Origin of the sequence: Corynebacterium sp. HMSC074A09 (assembly GCF_001811545.1) — a bacterium.
GTDB lineage: Bacteria > Actinomycetota > Actinomycetes > Mycobacteriales > Mycobacteriaceae > Corynebacterium > Corynebacterium hiratae.
The window spans coordinates 293662-312903 of the sequence record NZ_KV805153.1; the positions used below are offsets into that span (position 1 = coordinate 293662).

Sequence of the window (19242 nt, forward strand, 5' to 3'; positions counted from 1 at the left end):
TGACAGGTACCCTGGAGACTTATGACACTGACGCATCTGGACGAGTTCACCCAAGCGCTTCCGTACTCACTGGATGAATTCCAGATCCAAGGATGCCAAGCCGTCGAAGCTGGCCACGGTGTTCTGGTCTGTGCGCCCACCGGCGCGGGTAAAACCGTGGTGGGTGAGTTCGCCGTGTCCTTGGCGCTGCGCCAAGGGACCCGCTGTTTCTACACCACACCCATCAAGGCGCTGAGTAACCAGAAGTACCACGACCTAGTTGACGCGCATGGTGAGGATGCGGTCGGGCTGCTGACCGGTGATGTCTCCATTAACTCCTCCGCGGACATCCTCGTGATGACCACTGAGGTCCTGCGCAACATGATTTACGCGGGCTCAGGTGCATTGGATCGCTTGACCCATGTGGTCATGGATGAGATCCACTTTCTTGCGGATGCTTCGCGCGGCGCAGTGTGGGAAGAGGTCATCCTCAACCTGGAGGAACATGTCTCCATTATCGGTTTGTCCGCAACGGTGTCCAACTCCGAGGAGTTCGGCCGGTGGCTAACCACCGTGCGCGGAGATACCAAGGTCATCGTTACCGATAAGCGCCCCGTACCGCTGGACCAGTGGATGATGGTCGGCCGCAAAATCTATCCGCTCTTTGAACCCGACTCAGGCGGCCAGGTAAACACTGAGCTCGCACGGCGTATCCAACGTCTGGAGGCCGGCGATACCGATAATGGCCGCGCAGACTATGCCCAGAACCGTGCGAGCTTCCGCGCCCGCGCCCGTCACAAAGGCGGCGGGCGCAGCGACCGGCACAGTGATCGGCGCAGCGGCGCGCCTCGTGCGCAGGACCGTTACCGTCCGCTTGGCCGCCCGGAGGTTCTCAAAGAGCTGCAATCAATGGAGATGCTGCCGGCAATTACCTTCATCTTCTCCCGCGCGGGCTGCGACGGTGCTCTGTATCAGTGCTTGCGCTCCCGCATGGTGCTGACCTCCCAGGAGGAGGCTGTTGAGATCAAGGCCATCGTCGATAAGGGCGTGGAAGGCATTCCGGAAGAAGACCTCAAGGTCCTTGATTTCAAACGTTGGCGCGAAGCACTCTCGCGTGGCTTCGCCGCTCACCACGCAGGAATGCTGCCGGCCTTTAGGCACATCGTAGAGGAACTGTTCGTCAAGGGCCTCGTGCGGGCAGTCTTCGCCACCGAAACGTTGGCCCTAGGAATCAACATGCCGGCGCGCACCGTGGTGCTGGAAAAACTGGTGAAATTTAACGGCGAGGCACACGTGGACCTGACACCGGGCCAGTACACACAGCTCACCGGCCGCGCCGGTAGGCGAGGCATCGATACCTTGGGCAATGCCGTCGTGCAATGGGCACCCGCTATGGATCCCACCGCGGTGGCGGGGCTTGCCTCAACTCGTACCTATCCGCTCATTTCCACTTTCGAGCCCGGCTACAACATGGCTATCAACCTGCTGGGCATGCTTGGCTTTGATGACTCGCTCCGATTGCTGGAGAAGTCTTTCGCCCAGTACCAGGCGGATGGATCCGTTGTGGAGGAAACCCGCGAGATTGAGCGCGCTGAGCACCGCGTCCGCGAACTACGCGCACAGTTGGAGCAGGCCGTAGATAACTTGGCTCCGCCTGCCACCGATGGCGAAGACCCCGCTGAGATTCTCATGGACTATATGCGTCTGCGCCGAGCGCTGACCGAGGAGGAGAAGTCAGCGCGGGCCTTCAAGAAGGAGGAGAGAAACAAGGAAGTTGCCGCAGTACTGGCTCGCTTGCAGGTGGGTGAAGTCATCGCCATCGCAACCAAGAAACGGCCAACGCTGGCTGTCGTTATTACCCCGGCCAACCAGACTGCCGATCCACGCCCCTGGGTAACCACTGAAACGGGATGGTCTGGACGCATCGATTCCGCCGGTATCGATAATCCGCCGATCGTCGTTGGGCACATGAAGCTCCCGCGCGCAGCGCAGAAGAACCCGCGCCGCCATACCCGATTTGTCCAGGAGTCCTTCAAGCGCGACTACTACAAGCGTCCGAAGAAGATGCGCACTGAGCCGCGTAATCGCCCCAACAAGAAGATCGCGCAGTTGCGCGATGCCCTCCGCGAACATCCGGTGCACCTTTGGCCCGCGACCGACCGCGAGCAGCTGGCCGGGGTGGCGCAGAAGCTGGCGCGCCGCGAACGCGAGCTAGCCAGGCTTGAGGATAAGGTCGAGCGCGCCACGGATACTCTTGGCCGCACCTTCGAGCGCATCGTGGATCTTCTGGCGGAGATGGACTACGTGGAGTTTGATGGTTACGGCGAAAACCGCGAGCCGGTCATCACGGATGAGGGCGAGCGTCTGGCCAAAATCCACTCCGAGTCGGACCTACTGGTGGCGCAATGCCTCAAGCGCGGTATCTGGAACGACCTCGACCCAGCGGAGCTGGCCGGTGTGGCCTCCCTCTGTGTCTTTGAAAACCGCAAGACCACTCGCGGGGAACCCGGTGCGGCTACCGACGCAATGGCTAACGCCATGGACGCTACATGGCGCATTTATAGCGAGCTCGTCGCCGATGAGAAACGCCATAACCTGCCGCAAACGAGGGAGCCGGAGCCTTCTTTCGCGCTAGCTATCCACCAGTGGACGGCGGGCGCGCCGCTGGCCTATTGCATGGGCGCGGCTAACGAGTCTGGTGCAGAGCTAACCCCCGGTGACTTTGTCCGCTGGTGCCGCCAGGTCATTGACCTGCTCCAGCAGGTGGCGAAGACGGGCTACGAGGACGAGATTCGTCGCAATGCCCGGCGCGCCATCGACGCGATCCAGCGCGGCGTCGTCGCCATCGGCGCCTAGGCTTAGCGCCTAGTCTTCGGTGCCACCGCGAAGCAGCGCCGTGGCTGCCGCACCGATTACTTGGCGGTGGGGCGAAACGAGCGCCACGGTGGCGAGCTTGAGGTTGCGCCCCAGCGGGTTAAGGATGAGGGCTTGCGTACCGATGACAGCGTCATCGACTAAAGCTGGACCGCCCGAGTCACCTTTGACTGCCGGAATCGTGTTGAAGACTAAACCGGCGGGGGAGACGGTGGTGCGGAAGTCAATGGACCAGGTGCGGAAGAAGGGAAGGAGAAAAAGCCCGCTGCGCTGTTGGGCACGGCGAGCTTTTCCGCCATATCCCCAGGTGGTGACTGGGGCGCGGAATGGCGGGGTGCTTTCTGCCAGCCCAGGAAGGTCCCGGGGCGGGGCCGGCCGGTCGAGCAAGCACAGCGCCATGTCGGTCCCATCAATCGTGCGCACGGCGGCCACGCGCCGGTTGAACCCGCCACTCACCCTGTAGTGATCCCCCTTATCAAGACCGTCGCGGAAGAAGTGCGCGCAGGTCAGAACCAACCGGGTTGCCTGTTGGGAGCGGGGTCTTAAGGACGCATCGATGAGCACTCCCGAGCAATAGCTTGAGCGAGTCCGGAGCTTGACGGCAGCGGGATGGGAATTCACGCCTCCCAGCTTAACTGGACGAAGGCGGGCGGTAGGCTAACTGTCATGACTGATTATGCGTCCCGACTAAGCCGGTCCCGCGCTATCGCAGCTGCTAAGGACATCGACATCCTGTTAGTGGGTACAGGTGCCGAATTCGCGTACCTCACCGGTTCGTGGGTCTCCTCCCACGAGCGCCTGACCTGCTTGGTTATCCGTCCCGATGCCGAACCAGTAATCGTCGCCCCCAGCACCGACATTGAGTCGCTTCAGGGCGTCGCAGCCCAGCTGGTGGGATGGAGCGATGGGCAGGATCCCTATGCGCTGGCCTTGGAAGGTGCGCGCCCCACCACCGTTGCCTTGGGATCCTCACTCACCGCCGATCACGTGCTGCGCTTTCAGTCCGCAATTGGCAACCTCGAAGCTAGTACTGCGAAGGAACAGCACCCCGCAAAGTATGTTCTGGCCACCGAGGCCCTCGCCGAGCTTTTTACCCGCAAGGATCCAGATGAGGTGGCTGAGCTACGCGCTGCAGCGGCGGCTATCGACGCTGTCCACGCCGAGGTGCCACGCCTCCTGCAGCCGGGGCGCACCGAGACCGACGTAGCCGCAGATGTGCGGGAGCTCATTTTGCGCGAGCACCGCGAAGTGGATTTCATCATCGTGGGCTCCGGTCCGAATGGAGCCAATCCACACTATGACTTTGGGGACCGAGTACTCGCCGCCGGCGATCCCGTGGTGGTGGATATTGGCGGCACGCTGCCCTCGGGCTATCACTCCGACTGCACCCGCACCTACGTCGTTGGCGCCGATCCTGCTGCCGCGCCGGCAGAGTTTCGCGAGGCTTACGCGGTCCTAGAGAAGGCCCAGGCTGCCGGCCGAGCTGCTGCGCGCCCGGGTGCGACCGCCCAGGAGATCGACCGAGCGACGCGCAGCGTGATCGAAGACGCCGGTTGGGGTGAGTTCTTCACGCACCGCACCGGACACGGCATTGGCTTGTCGACGCACGAGGAGCCCTTCATCATGGAAGGAAACGGGCTGGAACTTTCCGAGTCCATGGCCTTCTCGATCGAGCCGGGTATCTACGTACCGGGCAAGTGGGGAATGCGCCTTGAGGACATCGTGGTAATCACCGAGTCCGGCTACGAGTCCCTGAACCAGGCACCGCGGGGGTTGCGCTAATGGGAGAAACTGGCGCGCTACTGATTCTTGGCGGGCGCAGCGACATCGGTGGGGAGCTTGCACGTCGGCTGTGTGAGGGTCGCCCGGTAGTTCTCGCCGCGCGGGGCGAACACGGTATGGACAGGCTGCACTCCGAACTCCTCAGCAGCGGGGCGTCGTCCGTTCACACGCTGTCCTTCGACGCTGCGGAAGTTTCCTCCCACCGCGCGGTCATCGAACAAGCCGCAGCACTCGCAGGGGCAGAGATCACCACGGCCGTCGTCGCCTTCGGAATTCTGGGCGATCAGGAGCGCGCGGAGCACGACGAAGCCCACGCCTTCGACATAGCGCTGGTGGACTATGCAGCGCAGGTATCCATGCTCACCGTGCTTGCCGACGTCATGACGAGAGGGCACATCGTGGCCTTTTCCTCCATCGCTGGGTGGCGGGCCCGCCGGGCCAACTATGTCTATGGCTCGACCAAGGCGGGCCTGGATGCCTTCTGCCAAGGCTTAGCGGATCGATTGCAGGGCAGCGGCCTAGCGCTGATCACCGCGCGCCCCGGCTTCGTCATTGGGTCGATGACTAAAGGCATGACACCCGCGCCCTTGTCCGTTACCCCTGACGTTGTGGCCCAAGCGGTGGTCAAGGCCATTGAGTCCTCGGCAGGTTCGCGGCCGGCTTCCCGCACGCTATGGATTCCACGGCCTCTTCAGCTCTTAGCGTGGGTGATGAAGCTGGTACCGCGTCCCATCTGGCGGCACATGCCGCGCTAGCGGTGCCCGAGGGCAGGAGAATTCGCATCGAAGATGAATCCGCGCGGTGCAAGGACGCGCAACACAACGTCAGCATCTCCCTCGGCTAGATCGTGGATGACCAATCCGCGCCAGGGGGTTACCGAGATGGACGCGCCCAGCTGGGCGATAAGCCCAGCGTATTCTCCGGGCAGCACGCCATGCTGCAGGCCCGCGCCCAGATCGACGCGGCCGGGCTTCGTGTGCTCAGTCAGCCAGCCGATGGGCAGCGCAGGCGAAGTGGGAGCTGACCCTGCCGCATCCGAGACACGTTCTAAGTCCTGCAGGTGATCTGCAGAGACCTTTTCCGCAAAGTCCACGAGTTGGGAAATGGCATCCGCAAGCCCCAGCAGCGGCCCGGTGGGCTCACCGTCGCGGATCAGGCGCGCGGTGGCGGTATCTTCATCGTCTTCCGCCTCCTCACCAGAGAGCTGAAGGCCAGCCGCCACCCCGTGTGTGAGGAGATCACCAGCACCGCTATCCACACCAAAAAGCGCGGCACGGGCTATCGCAGGGGCATCCTGATCGACGTCGACTAAGGCTTCCGCGATCCGCTGCGCTACCTGACGGGCGCGCAGCGAGAGGGGAGAGGCCAGCACGTGAGCGGCGGTGGTGGGCAGGGGGACGTCGCCAAGCACCTGCGCATTGGCGACGCCTCGCAGGCCGATGACGCTGTGCTGCTCTAGGTACACATTGCCATCGCCATGTTCTCTGGCGGCCTGGCCCAGAGCGAGCCACTGCTCGGGGGTGACAACGCCGCCGGCGGGATGGAAGCGCAAGGTAGCGGATTCGGGATGCTTCGACTCAGGGAGGGACATGGTGGGACAGTCTAGTCGCTCCGGGAGGGTCTCCTGCGAAGCGCCAAGCCCAGCAAGTATGGTGGGCGACATGCCGTTTGTTCTCTTCATCGCGTACATCCTCCTAGAAACTATGGCCTTTTGGGCCGTTGCCGAGTGGATTGGTGTGCTGTGGGCGCTGCTTGCCTTGGCGCTGACCATGCTCTTCGGCATGACTATCGCCAGCTGGGAAGTCCGCCGCATGATGGTCAGCCGCATCCGTCAAACCGATGACGGTGTGTACGTCATGGAGGATCCCACCCCGGGCAAGACGGCAGGCAACGTTGGCCTGACCATGGTGGGCGGAATCCTGCTGTCACTGCCCGGATTTGTCTCCACGGTCTTCGGAGCACTGCTTATCTTTGCGCCCACGCGGTCCATCATCCGCACGCTACTTGCGGCATCGATGTTCCGGAAGATCGAAAACATGGGCGTGCGCGTGTACGAAGCCTCACCCATGGCCCAGCACCGCGATTCCTATGGTTCCTTCGGCACCTTTGACGCAGGCGCCAGCGGTGATGGAATGGGGGGCATGGATCAAACTGGCCAGTCGCATGAGGTCTTGGATGAAGATGAAATCCGCACGTGGACCCAACACGTCAAGCCCGAAGACTTTGAGGACGGAAAGAAGTAGTGCTGGTACTTGTGGCCCGGCTCGCTCTCGCTGCTGCGTCGGGCGCGGTGACCTACCTTGCCGTTGAGCCACGCGGCTGGTGGGCCGCCGGCATAATCGGCATGGCGATGCTCGTGGCAGCGCTCTCACCGTGGAGAAAACCCCTCGGTCTGGGGTGGGCGGCCCTCGTCGCTTGTGTACATAGCGCGGTGTTGTACTTGTTCACGCTGCCATGGATTGGTGAGTTAGTGGGCAACATGCCCTATATTGCGCTCGCTTTATTCCTGTCTCTGTACAGCATCCTCCTTGGTATCGGCGGGGCGGCGCTGCTGCGCTTAAACTACGGTTTCGCTCTCTTCCCGTTCTTCTACGTGGCGGTAGAAATGCTGCGCTCCTCAGTGCCCTTTGGCGGTTTTGCGTGGGTGCGCCTCGCCTGGGGGCAAATAGAGGGCCCACTCGCCAACCTTGCCTCGTGGGGCGGGCCGGCACTCATTACCTGCGCGGTGGTCTGCGTAGGCGCAGGATTGGTGGGGCTTGCCCGCTCACCGCGCCTGGCATGTGCGTTTTTGGCGGTGCCACTGCTAGCTGGCTTGCTAGCGGCACAGAGCGTGGACCGCCCGGGCCGCACAACAGGCACGGTGACGGTCGCCGCGGTGCAAGGAAACGTGCCACGGCTGGGCCTTGACTTTGCCGCCCAACGCCGCGCGGTGCTGGATAACCACGTCCGCGTGACCGAGCAGGCCGCGCAGGATGGGTCCAGACCGGATATCGTCATTTGGCCGGAGAACTCCTCCGATATCAATCCTTTTGCCAATGAGGACGCTCGGGAGCTTATCGACGGCGCCGCCCGCGACATCGATGCCCCAATCCTCGTCGGAACGCTGACCCAGGATGAGGTTGGCGCACGGAACACCATGCAGGTGTTTAATCCGGATGGCTCGGCAGGGGAGTACCACCACAAGAAGTACCTGCAGCCTTTTGGTGAGACGATGCCGATGCGTGATTTCTTTAGGAAGATCACCGATCTGGTGGACCTGGCGGGCGACATGAAGCCCGGCGACGGTCCGGGCGTGGTCACCATGGCTGGGACCGCAGTGGGCGTTGCCACGTGTTATGAGGTCAGCTTTGACCAGGCGTTCCGAACCGCCATCAACAACGGGGCGCAGATCCTCACGACACCGACGAACAATGCCACCTTTAGTGACTCCGACATGACCTACCAGCAGTTGGCCATGAGCCGCTTGCGCGCGATCGAGGCGGATCGGGCCGTCGTTGTGGCGGCTACGTCTGGGGTCTCTGCCATCGTCCACCCGGATGGCTCAGTGAGCCAGGCCAGCGGTATCTTTGAACCGGCATATCTCGAAGAAGAGCTTCCGCTGCGAGAAGGGCGTACATTTGCGGTGCGTTATGGTTCGCTCCTGCAATGGCTCATGGCTATTATTGGAACGGTCTGTGCGCTGTATGCGATCTATTCCACCCGCTTGTCCGGACGACGCAGCGCGCCTCAGAAAGAAATCTAAAGGAGCAAGGAACTAGTGAGCTCGACCCGCGAATCTACCCTGGTCATCATCCCTACTTACAACGAGATCGAGAACCTACCGCTCATTACCGGGCGCGTGCGCAAGGCAACGCCGGAGGTTCACATCCTGATTGTGGACGATAACTCCCCGGACGGCACCGGTGACGCGGCGGATAAGCTGGCCGCTGAGGATTCTCACCTGCACGTTCTCCACCGTGAGGGCAAGGGCGGACTTCTCGGCGCGTACATCGCCGGTTTCAAGTGGGGCCTGGAGAAGGATTACCAGGTTCTGTGCGAAATGGACGCCGACGGCTCCCACGCGCCGGAGCAGCTCCACCTCTTGCTTGAGGAAATCGAGAAGGGCGCAGATCTGGTCATTGGCTCTCGCTACGTACCGGGCGGAGAGACAGTGAACTGGCCTGCCAACCGCGAGCTGCTTTCCCGCTTGGGCAACAAGTACATTTCGGTTGCCCTGGGTGCCGGAATCAATGACATGACTGCTGGCTACCGTGCTTTCCGGCGCGAGCTGCTTGAACACCTCGACTTTGAAGAGCTCTCCAACGCCGGATACATCTTCCAGGTTGACGTTGCCTTCCGCGCCATCAAGGATGGCTTCGATGTCCGCGAGGTACCGATCACCTTTACCGAGCGAGAGCTAGGTGAGTCGAAGCTTGACGGCTCTTTTGTCAAGGATTCCCTGCTCGAAGTAACCAAGTGGGGCGTGGCTCACCGCTCCGAGCAGATCAGCGATTTCACCTCGGAGGTTTCGAAGATCGGCTCCCGCACGGTCAAGGACCTGGAGCTTGGCCCGAAGGTCAACACGGCAAAGAATGTCGTGGCCGACTTTGTTTCCGAAGTCTCCAACCTGGTGAAAGGCACCCTCAAGCGTTAATTTGATGCTCATGGCGCCTCATACACGCGCGTAAGGAATAAGAACCAGCCCGGAAGCCCGTTATGGTTTCCGGGCTTTTGCCGTAGTTACCAGTGCTAGTGCTAATGTCATAAGTAGCACTGTATCTGGTGCACAGTGATTTACTTCACTGTTTCTCACACTACGGATCGTTCGGCACGTACCTGTCGATGGAGGAGATTTTGCTATGGCAACCGTAACGTTCAAAGATGCATCCCTGACCTACCCGGGAGCAAAGGAACCCACCGTCAAGAAATTCAACCTGGAAATCGCTGATGGCGAGTTCCTCGTCCTCGTCGGTCCTTCCGGCTGTGGTAAATCCACCACACTGCGCATGCTGGCCGGTTTGGAAAACGTTACTGACGGTGCCATTTACATCGGAGACAAGGACGTCACCCACGTTGCACCGCGTGACCGTGACATCGCCATGGTTTTCCAAAACTATGCTCTCTACCCACACATGACCGTGCGCGAGAACATGGGCTTCGCACTGAAGATCGCCGGCAAGTCCCAAGACGAGATCAATAAGCGCGTCGACGAAGCAGCCGCTACCTTGGGCCTGACCGAATTCTTGGAGCGCAAGCCGAAGGCCCTGTCCGGTGGTCAGCGCCAGCGTGTGGCCATGGGCCGCGCCATTGTTCGTAACCCGCAGGTCTTCCTCATGGATGAGCCGCTTTCTAACCTCGATGCCAAGCTGCGTGTTCAGACGCGTACCCAGATTGCAGCCCTGCAGCGCAAGCTTGGAGTTACCACCGTCTACGTCACCCACGACCAGACGGAGGCCTTGACCATGGGTGACCGTATCGCGGTGCTGAAGGATGGCTACCTGCAGCAGGTTGGCGCGCCCCGCGAGCTTTATGACCGCCCCGCCAACGTCTTCGTCGCGGGCTTCATCGGCTCCCCAGCCATGAACTTGGGCACCTTCTCAGTCAAGGATGGCGACGCCACCTCTGGCCACGCTCGCATCAAGCTTTCCCCGGAAACCCTTGCCGCGATGACGCCCGAGGATAATGGCCGCATCACCATCGGTTTCCGCCCGGAGGCACTGGAGATCATTCCGGAGGGCGAGTCCACAGATCTTTCCATCCCGATCAAGCTCGACTTCGTGGAGGAACTTGGTTCTGATTCCTTCCTCTACGGCAAGTTGGTGGGCGAGGGCGACCTTGGATCCTCAAGCGAGGACGTCCCCGAGTCCGGCCAAATCGTCGTCCGCGCTGCGCCGAACACCGCGCCGGCTCCGGGCAGCATTTTCCACGCGCGCATCGTGGAGGGTGGCCAGCACAACTTCTCGGCGTCGACCGGCAAGCGCCTTCCTTAAGCCCGCGTGCCCGCTGCCCCGCGGCACGTAATGAATAGGACAGTTTCAGCCATAGTCAGCAGAAAAGGTGGAGTGATTCACCATGAAAGAGTCCATGAGCATCACCTCGTCGACGTACGCGTCGGCACTGCTGACGCTGCCCTGGGACACACCCTTAGAGCAGTGGCCCGATGCTCTCATCGCCGCATTGCCCAGGGGTATTTCCCGGCATATCGTGCGGTTCGTGGGGATCAACCGTGGCATCGTCGCGGTCAAGGAAATTGGTGCGCGTACCGCCCACCACGAGTACAAGATGCTGCGTGAACTGCAGCGCCTTGGCGCCCCTAGTGTGCGCCCCGTAGCCGTGATCACCGGCCGCCATCCGGCAGAGGAAGACTACGGGGAACTCACCGCAGCTTTGGTAACCGAGCACTTGGAGTTCTCCCTGCCCTATCGCGAGATCTTCTCTCGGCACCTCACGGTCGTGGAAGCGGAGAAGCTCATCCGCGCCCTGTCCGTGCTGTTGGTGCGGATGCATCTGCTCAACTTCTACTGGGGCGATGTGTCACTGTCCAACACTCTCTTTCGGCGCGATGCTGAGACCTATTCCGCCTATCTTGTCGATGCCGAGACGGGCGAGTTCCAACCCAACCTCTCCGAATCACGCAGGCTGTACGACGTCGACATTGCCCGCGTCAACATCATCGGCGAGCTCATGGACCTACAGGCGGGTGAATGCTTGGATGGGTCTATCGATGTCATTGCACTAGGCAGCCTTGTCGAGAGTTCCTATCTTGAGCTGTGGACAGAACTCACCGCTGAGGAGGCCGTGGATGCCAGTGAGTACTGGCGCGTCTCCGAGAGAATCGACCGCCTCAACCAACTGGGCTTTGATGTAGGGGAGCTCAAGGTAACCAAGGACGATTCTCGGCAGGTAGTACGAATCCGGCCCGTAGTGGTGGATCCGGGTCACTATCGTGCAGAGCTGTTGAGCTTAACTGGACTCAGCGTCGAAGAGCATCAAGCCCAACGCCTTCTAGGCTCCATCCAGGCCTACCAGGCCGTGGAATGTGGGCCTCACGTCGGCCTTACCCAGGCCGCGCACTTGTGGATGACGCATGAGTATGAGCCGACTATCGCTGCCGTGCCCGAAGAGATGCTAGACAAGCTTGAGCCGGCACAAATCTTCCACGAGATAGTCGATCACCGTTGGTTCCTCGCCCAGGAAAGGGGAGAGGCCGTCACGCTCGCGGAGGCCACGGCATCCTATCTGGCGTCTGTACTACCAGCCCGCCGTGCTGAGGCCCGGCTCCTCAACACGCCCCCGGCAGACGAAGACTTGTCATAACCTCTCGCGTGTCCCAACAACGCCCGCAATCTCAAATCCAACCAGACTTTTTCAACTGCTTTTTATATGTTTTTGTAAGTTTTAAGCCCGATTGCCCCATAAATGGGGAGGGTTTCCATGCCCGAATATGGATATGGTCACAATCGGGTGTTTTATGTCCGAATTCTTTTGAATATGTGGAATACCTCACTAAGATGGAGGGCAGGCTAACCAGTTCATAGTCGGACTGCGATCCGCTATGAAGCACTTGGTGGCGCTGGGAAGAAGCCTTCGTTACGGGAGGTCTCCCAGACACAACCGAATACGAGCCGGGTATCTATCCCTGGCCCACCATCCCGCTTTTCATCAAGAAAGATGAGGACCTCATGAAGCGTCTTACTCGCATCGCATCCATCAGCATGGCATCCATGCTCGCCGCCGCAAGTCTCGTCGCGTGCTCAGGCTCCACCGACGAGGAAGGCGATGTTTACTTCCTGAACTTCAAACCTGAACAGGACGCGGCATACCAGGAGATCGCAAAGGCCTACACTGAAGAAACCGGTGTCAAGGTCAAGGTCGTTACCGCCGCCTCCGGCTCTTATGAGCAGACCCTCAAGGCGGAAATCGGTAAGGATGAAGCCCCGACTCTCTTCCAGGTCAACGGACCTGCTGGCTTCATCACCTGGCAAGACTACATGGCGGATATGTCGGACACTGAGGTAGCTAAGCAGCTCACCGACGACATCCCACCGCTAACCACCGAGGACGGAGAGGTACGCGGCGTCCCGTTCGCCGTCGAAGGCTTCGGCATCATCTACAACGACGAGATCTTCGACAAGTACATCGCCACCTCCGGCGCGAAGATCAAGTCCACGGATGAAATCAAGAGCTACCAAAAGCTCAAGGAAGTCGCCGAGGATATGCAGGCAAAGAAGGACGAGCTCGGTATCGAGGGCGCCTTCGCCTCCACCTCACTGACCTCCGGTGAAGACTGGCGTTGGCAGACCCACTTGGCTAACGCTCCGATCTGGCAGGAGTACCAGGACAAGAACGTCGAGGACACCAACGATATCGAGTTCTCCTACAACAAGGAGTACAAGAATCTCTTCGACCTCTACCTTGATAACTCCACCGTAGAAAAGTCTCTTGCACCTTCTAAGACGGTGTCTGATTCCATGGCTGAGTTTGCGCAGGGTAAGGCCGCCATGGTTCAGAACGGTAACTGGGCATGGTCCCAGATTTCCGAGACCTCTGGCAACGTGGTCAAGGAAGACAAGATCAAGTTCTTGCCCATGTACATGGGTCTGCCAGACGAAGAAAAGTACGGCATCAACGTCGGCACCGAGAACTACCTGGGCGTGAACTCTGAGGCCTCTGAGGTCGACCAGCAAGCCACTAAGGACTTCGTGGATTGGCTGTTTACCTCTGATGCTGGCAAGGAGCACGTGGTGAAGGACCTGGGCTTCATCGCACCGTTCGAAAGCTACACCGCTGAAGACACCCCGAATGATCCCCTTGCTGAGCAGGTCGCGGAAGCTATCGCTAACGAGGATCTGACCACCTACCCGTGGAATTTCCAGTACTTCCCGTCGCAGCAATTCAAGGATGACTTCGGCCAGGCCTTGTCGCAATACGCCTCCGGAACGCTGAAGTGGGAGGACGTCGTCAAGCAGTTCAAGGACAACTGGGCTGCTGAGAAGGAATCCAACTGGGGCTAAATCTTTAAAGTCCCAATCCCCTCGCCAAACGTCTTCCGGCAATGGAGGGCGGGGAGGGGAGTAGGTGGGGATTGTGGCCCACGCCGGTAGCACGTGCGCGACTGGTTCTCCGCATCCTCAGCCTCCTCTCCTCACCGCCTTCCCGCTAGGACACGTGTGGCACCACCAGAAATTAAGGTTTCACCACCATGCAAGCAACGCTGAAGAAGTACTTCCCGGTCTTTGTCTTGCCCACCCTTCTGGCATTCATGATTGCCTTCTTGGTGCCGTTCATCGTGGGTTTCTTCCTTTCCTTTACGAAGTTCACCACCATCACCAACGCCAAGTGGGTTGGCATCGACAACTACGCCAAAGCTTTCTCCCAACGCGAAGGTTTCGTTTCAGCCTTCGGTTTCACTGTCCTCGTGGTCATCGTCTCCGTGATCACCGTCAATGTCTTCGCCTTCCTCCTGGCGTGGATGCTGACCCGCAAACTTCGCGGTACCAATTTTTTCCGCACAGTCTTCTTCATGCCGAACCTCATCGGCGGCATCGTGCTGGGTTATACCTGGCAGACCATGATCAACGCCGTGCTCTCGCACTATTCCACAACGATTAGTGCGGACTGGAAGTTTGGCTACGCCGGCCTCATCATGCTGCTTAACTGGCAGCTGATCGGCTACATGATGATCATTTATATCGCCGGCCTCCAGAACGTCCCGCCCGAGCTCATCGAGGCTGCCGAGCTCGACGGTGTCAATAAGTGGGAGATGCTGCGCCACGTCACTATTCCGATGGTCATGCCGTCGATTACCATCTGCCTCTTCTTGACTTTGTCGAACTCCTTCAAGCTCTTCGACCAGAACTTGGCGCTGACCAACGGCGCTCCTGGCGGGCAAACTGAGATGGTGGCGCTCAACATCGTCAACACGCTCTTTAACCGTATGAATGTCGAGGGGGTCGGCCAGGCCAAGGCTGTCATCTTCGTCGTCGTTGTGGTCGTCATCGCTTACTTCCAGCTGCGCGCGACCCGCTCCAAGGAAATCGAGGCTTAAGTTATGACTACCAGCACTTCAGCGCAGGCCGTTCCGGCCTCGAAGAAGAAGGATCACCAGCTTCCCTTGGATAATAAGACTCGGATGTCTGGTGGCGCCAAGTTCGTGGTCTACGCCATTCTGGTGTTCTTCACCATCGTCTTCCTTGGGCCGATCCTCTTCATCTTCATCAACTCCTTTAAGTCCAAGTTCGCTATCTCCTCCGATCCTTTCTCGCTTCCCATCGGTGAAACGTGGGTCGGCTTCGAGAACTTCATGGTGGGCTTGACCAAGCAGGGATTCTTGGAAGCGACCTTGTGGTCCTTCATCATCACGATCCTGTCCGTCATCGTCATCGTGTTCTTCTCCGCGATGACCGCCTACTACATCACGCGCGTCAAGACGTGGTGGACAAACCTTCTGTACTACCTCTTCGTGGTCTCCATGATCATCCCCTTCCAGATGGTCATGTTCCCGACGGTCAAGATTGCAGACATGCTTCACCTCAACAACCCGATCGGTATCGTGGTGCTTTACCTCGGTTTCGGTTCCGGTCTGTCGGTGTTCATGTTTGCAGGCTTCGTCAAGTCCATCCCTCTGGATGTCGAGGAAGCCGCGATGATCGACGGTTGTGGGCCGATCCAAAACTACTTCCGTGTGGTGTGGCCCATGCTCAAGCCGACTGCCATTACCGTGGCCATTCTCAACGCCATGTGGGTGTGGAACGACTACCTGCTGCCGTACTTGGTCATCGGTCTGTCCACGCGATACAAGACCATCCCGGTGGTCATCCAGTCCTTCGTTGGCTCCAACGGTAACCGCGATATGGGTGCCATGATGGCCATGCTGGTACTGGCCATCATCCCCATCGTCATCTTCTACTTCTCCACGCAGAAGCACATCATCGAAGGTGTGGCTGCCGGTGCCGTGAAGGGTTAAACCGGTGCGATAGGTTAGAAAACCATGAATCGCATGCTCGGCCCCGAATCGAAGTTCTATGCTGCTCTGAGCCTCTTCGCTGACCTAGTCATCGTGAATGTTCTCTTGGTGATCACGTGCTTTCCCGTGTTCACCGGGGGAATGTCCTTGCGCACCGCCCATGCGGTGACCGGGCAGATGGTCCGGGAGGAAGGTTCTCGCCGCGGCTCAGCCTTCGTTCGGGGCCTTCTGACGCGTCCCGGGGTCAACACCGCATGGTGGTTGATTTGCCTCGCCGTCGCCGCCTTAGCCGCGTATGAATTCGCGATTATTGCCAAGGCAGATCTGGGTTCAATGGGCCTGATACTGCGCGCAGCCTTGATCTCGGGGCTTATCGTATTGGGCTGTGTCAGCGTATGGTTCTTCCATCTCGATGCACCGGGGCTCGGATTCCGTCAAAGAAGCACACAGGCCATAATGAAGGCGGTAGGGCACCTACCGCGTACTCTATTGGCAGTATTGCCTGGCATAGTGCTTGTTCTGTATCCCGTCTTTTTCCCAGCGCAGTGGGGAGGCTACCTGTTCTTCCTCGCGGTGCTGGGCCCAGCTCTCGCGGTCTATCTCGCCGAGCTAGTGCTGCAATGGCCCGAACTCAATTCGCAATCACCCGATAGCTCTTCTTCCTAACGCGGTGCGCGCCAGCTGGCCTAAAGCCGAAAATAGGGTAGCGGTATCCACGTCATCGTGGATCCGCTACCCTGTGGTCTTTGTGGGCTTCCTAGAAGCCCTCTAAGCTTCGCCTTCTTCCTGCGCCTTCTGTTCCTTGAGCAGACGGGCGGCCGCGCGGCGACGAGAACGAAGATTCTCAATGCGCTCGGTCAAAAGTTCATCCAACTCCTCAATGGAGCGGCGCTCGCGCAGCATGTCCCAGTGGGTCCGCGGCGGCTTCACCGGCTTGGACTCGACGCCCTCGCCCTCAACAAGGGTGCCGAGCTTACCGTTCTTGCACATCCACTCCTCAGGGATTTCCGCATCGTCAGCGAAGGGCACCTCATAGATGTCGCCGTCTTCGGTGCGGTACTTCACCATTTGGCGTGGGGCCAAGTCGTGGTCGCGGTCGGTTTCGTAACTCACTGCGCCCATGCGGCTGCCACGGAGTACGCGATCTGCCATGCAACATCATCCTTTTCACGTGTTGAGGTAGGGAAGTGATCAGGGTCGACCCATATCACCCAGAGAACAATCATTATAACGAACGGCCCACTGCCTTTGTTCCCACCCTCGGTTTAATGGGCTAAGGTGTGTGAGGTGATTGGTACACAGGATCCGCAGCCCGGAAAGCCAACAAGGCGCGGCTCGGCTATCTGCCAGTGGTGCGGCAAAGAGATCGCCCAGGGCGGCCGAGGAAGGCCTCGCAAGTTTTGCTCGCCCTCGTGCAAGCAACGCGCGTACGAACAGCGCCATAACGTCGCAGGGACGCCTATTCCAGCCAACGCTGTCATCTTGACTCCGGAGAAGGCCGACCGACTTCGTGACGGCCTCTTCGAGCTTCGATGCTGTGCCGAGGACGTCGCCACGGCGGCGTCGGAAAGCGCCAGCGCTGAAGAAATGGAAGAACTGTGTGCCGAACTGGTCACATTGGCTCGCAAGCTTGAGGAATTGAGATAGCACATGAAATCTGTATTGGGTAACCGCAAACTGATTGTCAGTATCTTCGTGGTCCTGATTCTGGCCTCGTCAGCGCTGGCCCTTGGACCGCTAGCATTTTCGGTGATCATGGGCCGCGGTGTGAAGACCGAACCGATCAACGCGGATAAGGTCCATGCCGCAACAACGGACGTTGATGGCGAATGGCACGTGGTGCAAGGTTCGGCCTACAACTACACCTCAGCTGGGTTTACCATCGACGAGATCCTGCCGGCGGATAAGCGCACGACGTCTGGCTCCACCAAGCATGTCACGGGCCAGGCAACCATCAAGGACGAGGTCGTTGAGGAAGCCAGCATCACCGTGGACATGGCGAGCCTGACCACGGACAAGAAGGTGCGCGATCAGAACATGAAGTCGAAGCTCTTTGAGGTAACGAAGTACCCAGAGTCGACCTTCACGTTGACCGAGCCGGCAGATGTCTCCGCTGTGCCTGACGACGGCTCATTGGTCACCGTGCCGCTGACTGGTGACTTGACCATCCACGGCGAGACCAAGAACGTGACACAGGACTTCCAGGTAGTCCGCGATGGCGACACCATTATTTTGGGCGGCGATATTCCGATTAACCGCCTTGAATTCGGCGTCGAAGCCCCGGAGATGATCGCCGCGAAGATCTCTGAGGTCGGCGACGTTAACGTTCGCGTTACCCTCGAGAAGTAACGCATCCGGTCAGTCATGAATTATCAGCATCTTATTCCTGTCCTGTGGGTGCGTCTCGTAGTACTCGCAGGGTTCGGTATTTTCATCTGGTTTCAGGGGACGAAGCTTCTGGCAGCGTTTTCTGTAGTGCTTGTAGCTCTCACCGTGGTGCAGCTGGTGATGGCTTACCAACGGCGCTAAAACAGTTCTCCGATGGACTCCCCCCAAATACCGCACCATTACGTAACAGTGACTATATTGTGCCTTAAAAGGGGTCGCTCCAAGGACGGCTAGGGAGGCGCAGATCGGCCCAGATCTAAAGGCGTCACCACGAATATTCCACTTGCACACATGACAGTTCTCCGACCATCGCATGACGCACGGGAAAGCCGCCCGGAAGGCAGCGAACAAAGAAGTCGCCCAAATGAGCTGAAGGCTTGAACTTCCGGGACAGGACAGGCAACTCGGAGTAAAGCATCAAGAGCTAGTTGAGTACGCGCAACACACACATGGCTCCGCCGGCGCCCATGACTCAGCAAGGGTCGCGCCGTCAAGGCCTGAGCATAGATCCATGCGAGCTCAGAGATGGGAGATGCGAAGTCACGCCGCCCGCTGCACAAGTTATTGTCCGATAATGTACATTATGTCAGATTGTATTTGCACATCCTCCCTACCCAATTGTCACGGCCACAGCACCACAACATGTCAACCCCTCCCTAGTTCTGTTATGTCCATAGGGTTTTTGGACATGGAGTCCGGTGTCTTCTTGGACACGGAATCCATGGTGTTTGTGGACACTTCTAGCGGTTTATGGTTGTTGCCTGCGTTTGGGCCGGGGTTTGGATAGTTTCGGGTTCATCCGCGGTGGTTGGCGGTGTTTCATTCCTTCAACGAGGTTGATGTTGATCTGGCCACCTGGTGGTCTGTGGCTCAACGTGATCGGCAGTGGCACGCTGAAGAGGAATTCACCGTCATGGGCTGTGTAGAACTCCGCAACGTTATCGGCTGTGACTGTGGAGTAGAGCCTGCGGTTTTTAAACCTCAGACCGATGTAGAGACCGAAGCCGCACACGCGTACAACGCCATCTTTGTTCACACAGAGTTGGTCTGGGATGCCCCAGTGGTTTGTTGATTGTGTCGTCGATGCCGTTAGTGTTGGGGTATCGGTGGGAGGTATGCCTTGCAAAGCTGCCATGTCATCGGTGCTGGCCTCGTGTGAAGTTGCCGCTTCCGCGGGGCCGTTTAGCTTTTCGGATACTGCTTGTGGGTTGTGTGCCTGGTTGTAGGCGACTACGCGTTGCCAGGGCCTGACCCCCGGAAAGTAGACACGTCGG

17 protein-coding genes and 1 pseudogene are annotated in these 19242 nt (G+C 59.3%); 14 read left to right on the plus strand and 4 right to left on the minus strand.

Features of this window, described 5'->3' with window-relative positions; genetic code table 11:
* Nucleotides 1-21: 21 nt before the first annotated feature.
* Complete coding sequence (locus tag HMPREF2807_RS08590) at nucleotides 22-2835, plus strand: DEAD/DEAH box helicase (protein ID WP_070511886.1); 2814 nt, start codon at nucleotides 22-24, stop codon at nucleotides 2833-2835.
* Between the two features lie 9 nt (nucleotides 2836-2844).
* On the opposite strand, the gene HMPREF2807_RS08595 is transcribed toward HMPREF2807_RS08590, so the two are convergent.
* Nucleotides 2845-3474 (minus strand): trypsin-like peptidase domain-containing protein, encoded by a 630-nt coding sequence (locus HMPREF2807_RS08595; RefSeq protein WP_232751649.1) that lies wholly within the window; start codon nucleotides 3472-3474, stop codon nucleotides 2845-2847.
* 45 nt (nucleotides 3475-3519) lie between these two features.
* Between HMPREF2807_RS08595 and HMPREF2807_RS08600 the strand changes: the two genes are divergently transcribed.
* Nucleotides 3520-4635 (plus strand): M24 family metallopeptidase, encoded by a 1116-nt coding sequence (locus HMPREF2807_RS08600; protein ID WP_070511889.1) that lies wholly within the window; start codon nucleotides 3520-3522, stop codon nucleotides 4633-4635.
* On the plus strand, nucleotides 4635-5390 hold the full coding sequence (locus HMPREF2807_RS08605) for an SDR family oxidoreductase (RefSeq protein WP_070511892.1): 756 nt from the start codon (nucleotides 4635-4637) through the stop codon (nucleotides 5388-5390). The genes HMPREF2807_RS08600 and HMPREF2807_RS08605 overlap by 1 nt, the downstream gene beginning before the upstream one ends.
* Here HMPREF2807_RS08605 and HMPREF2807_RS08610 read toward each other — a convergent pair.
* Nucleotides 5387-6226 carry a cobalamin biosynthesis protein gene (locus HMPREF2807_RS08610; RefSeq protein WP_070511895.1) on the minus strand — a complete coding sequence of 280 codons (840 nt, stop codon included), beginning with the start codon at nucleotides 6224-6226 and terminating at the stop codon, nucleotides 5387-5389. The two genes, HMPREF2807_RS08605 and HMPREF2807_RS08610, sit on opposite strands and share 4 nt — an antisense overlap.
* Before the next feature lie 70 nt (nucleotides 6227-6296).
* Between HMPREF2807_RS08610 and HMPREF2807_RS08615 the strand changes: the two genes are divergently transcribed.
* The 9 genes from HMPREF2807_RS08615 (at nucleotide 6297) to musI (ending at nucleotide 16246) form a co-directional block, all read left to right on the plus strand.
* Entirely contained in the window at nucleotides 6297-6878 is a 582-nt protein-coding gene (locus HMPREF2807_RS08615) for an FxsA family protein (protein ID WP_070511899.1), read from the plus strand.
* A gap of 2 nt (nucleotides 6879-6880) precedes the next feature.
* Complete coding sequence (gene lnt / locus HMPREF2807_RS08620) at nucleotides 6881-8377, plus strand: apolipoprotein N-acyltransferase (RefSeq protein WP_232751651.1); 1497 nt, start codon at nucleotides 6881-6883, stop codon at nucleotides 8375-8377.
* A gap of 15 nt (nucleotides 8378-8392) precedes the next feature.
* On the plus strand, nucleotides 8393-9268 hold the full coding sequence (locus tag HMPREF2807_RS08625) for a polyprenol monophosphomannose synthase (RefSeq protein ID WP_070511905.1): 876 nt from the start codon (nucleotides 8393-8395) through the stop codon (nucleotides 9266-9268).
* A 205-nt stretch (nucleotides 9269-9473) separates the two neighbouring features.
* Nucleotides 9474-10604, plus strand: coding sequence for an ABC transporter ATP-binding protein (locus HMPREF2807_RS08630; RefSeq protein WP_070511908.1), 1131 nt, complete (start codon nucleotides 9474-9476; stop codon nucleotides 10602-10604).
* Between the two features lie 82 nt (nucleotides 10605-10686).
* On the plus strand, nucleotides 10687-11931 hold the full coding sequence (locus HMPREF2807_RS08635) for a DUF4032 domain-containing protein (RefSeq protein ID WP_070511911.1): 1245 nt from the start codon (nucleotides 10687-10689) through the stop codon (nucleotides 11929-11931).
* A gap of 365 nt (nucleotides 11932-12296) precedes the next feature.
* Nucleotides 12297-13628: an ABC transporter substrate-binding protein gene (locus tag HMPREF2807_RS08640; protein ID WP_070511914.1), complete on the plus strand. Its 1332-nt coding sequence runs from the start codon at nucleotides 12297-12299 to the stop codon at nucleotides 13626-13628.
* Nucleotides 13629-13816: 188 nt separating this feature from the next.
* A complete protein-coding gene (locus HMPREF2807_RS08645) occupies nucleotides 13817-14662 on the plus strand; it encodes a carbohydrate ABC transporter permease (RefSeq protein WP_070511918.1) in 846 nt (281 codons plus the stop codon).
* A gap of 3 nt (nucleotides 14663-14665) precedes the next feature.
* The gene (locus HMPREF2807_RS08650) at nucleotides 14666-15580 is read left to right on the plus strand and encodes a carbohydrate ABC transporter permease (RefSeq protein WP_070511921.1); all 915 of its coding nucleotides are present in this window, start codon (nucleotides 14666-14668) and stop codon (nucleotides 15578-15580) included.
* Nucleotides 15581-15604: 24 nt separating this feature from the next.
* Nucleotides 15605-16246, plus strand: a complete 642-nt coding sequence (musI, locus tag HMPREF2807_RS08655; protein WP_070511924.1) for an ABC transport system MusEFGK2I component MusI — start codon at nucleotides 15605-15607, stop codon at nucleotides 16244-16246.
* 102 nt (nucleotides 16247-16348) lie between these two features.
* Here the strand turns inward: musI and HMPREF2807_RS08660 are convergent, their stop codons facing one another.
* Nucleotides 16349-16732 (minus strand): RNA polymerase-binding protein RbpA, encoded by a 384-nt coding sequence (locus HMPREF2807_RS08660; RefSeq protein ID WP_010186588.1) that lies wholly within the window; start codon nucleotides 16730-16732, stop codon nucleotides 16349-16351.
* A 135-nt stretch (nucleotides 16733-16867) separates the two neighbouring features.
* Here HMPREF2807_RS08660 and HMPREF2807_RS08665 point away from each other — a divergent pair, with 135 nt between their 5' ends.
* A complete protein-coding gene (locus HMPREF2807_RS08665; RefSeq protein ID WP_070511927.1) occupies nucleotides 16868-17227 on the plus strand; it encodes a hypothetical protein in 360 nt (119 codons plus the stop codon).
* A 3-nt stretch (nucleotides 17228-17230) separates the two neighbouring features.
* Nucleotides 17231-17929, plus strand: a complete 699-nt coding sequence (locus HMPREF2807_RS08670) for a YceI family protein (RefSeq protein ID WP_070511929.1) — start codon at nucleotides 17231-17233, stop codon at nucleotides 17927-17929.
* Between the two features lie 787 nt (nucleotides 17930-18716).
* Here HMPREF2807_RS08670 and HMPREF2807_RS13525 read toward each other — a convergent pair.
* Nucleotides 18717-19242: pseudogene (locus HMPREF2807_RS13525) on the minus strand (transposase); the annotation flags it as partial.

What these genes read in the sequence shown, in the direction of transcription:
- HMPREF2807_RS08590 (WP_070511886.1), top strand. Translation starts at nt 22, where the DNA reads ATGACACTGACGCATCTGGACGAGTTCACCCAAGCGCTTCCGTACTCA.
- HMPREF2807_RS08600 (WP_070511889.1), top strand. Translation starts at nt 3,520, where the DNA reads ATGACTGATTATGCGTCCCGACTAAGCCGGTCCCGCGCTATCGCAGCT.
- HMPREF2807_RS08605 (WP_070511892.1), top strand. Translation starts at nt 4,635, where the DNA reads ATGGGAGAAACTGGCGCGCTACTGATTCTTGGCGGGCGCAGCGACATC.
- HMPREF2807_RS08610 (WP_070511895.1), bottom strand. Translation starts at nt 6,226, where the DNA reads ATGTCCCTCCCTGAGTCGAAGCATCCCGAATCCGCTACCTTGCGCTTC.
- HMPREF2807_RS08615 (WP_070511899.1), top strand. Translation starts at nt 6,297, where the DNA reads ATGCCGTTTGTTCTCTTCATCGCGTACATCCTCCTAGAAACTATGGCC.
- HMPREF2807_RS08630 (WP_070511908.1), top strand. Translation starts at nt 9,474, where the DNA reads ATGGCAACCGTAACGTTCAAAGATGCATCCCTGACCTACCCGGGAGCA.
- HMPREF2807_RS08635 (WP_070511911.1), top strand. Translation starts at nt 10,687, where the DNA reads ATGAAAGAGTCCATGAGCATCACCTCGTCGACGTACGCGTCGGCACTG.
- HMPREF2807_RS08640 (WP_070511914.1), top strand. Translation starts at nt 12,297, where the DNA reads ATGAAGCGTCTTACTCGCATCGCATCCATCAGCATGGCATCCATGCTC.
- HMPREF2807_RS08645 (WP_070511918.1), top strand. Translation starts at nt 13,817, where the DNA reads ATGCAAGCAACGCTGAAGAAGTACTTCCCGGTCTTTGTCTTGCCCACC.
- HMPREF2807_RS08650 (WP_070511921.1), top strand. Translation starts at nt 14,666, where the DNA reads ATGACTACCAGCACTTCAGCGCAGGCCGTTCCGGCCTCGAAGAAGAAG.
- musI (WP_070511924.1), top strand. Translation starts at nt 15,605, where the DNA reads ATGAATCGCATGCTCGGCCCCGAATCGAAGTTCTATGCTGCTCTGAGC.
- HMPREF2807_RS08660 (WP_010186588.1), bottom strand. Translation starts at nt 16,732, where the DNA reads ATGGCAGATCGCGTACTCCGTGGCAGCCGCATGGGCGCAGTGAGTTAC.
- HMPREF2807_RS08670 (WP_070511929.1), top strand. Translation starts at nt 17,231, where the DNA reads ATGAAATCTGTATTGGGTAACCGCAAACTGATTGTCAGTATCTTCGTG.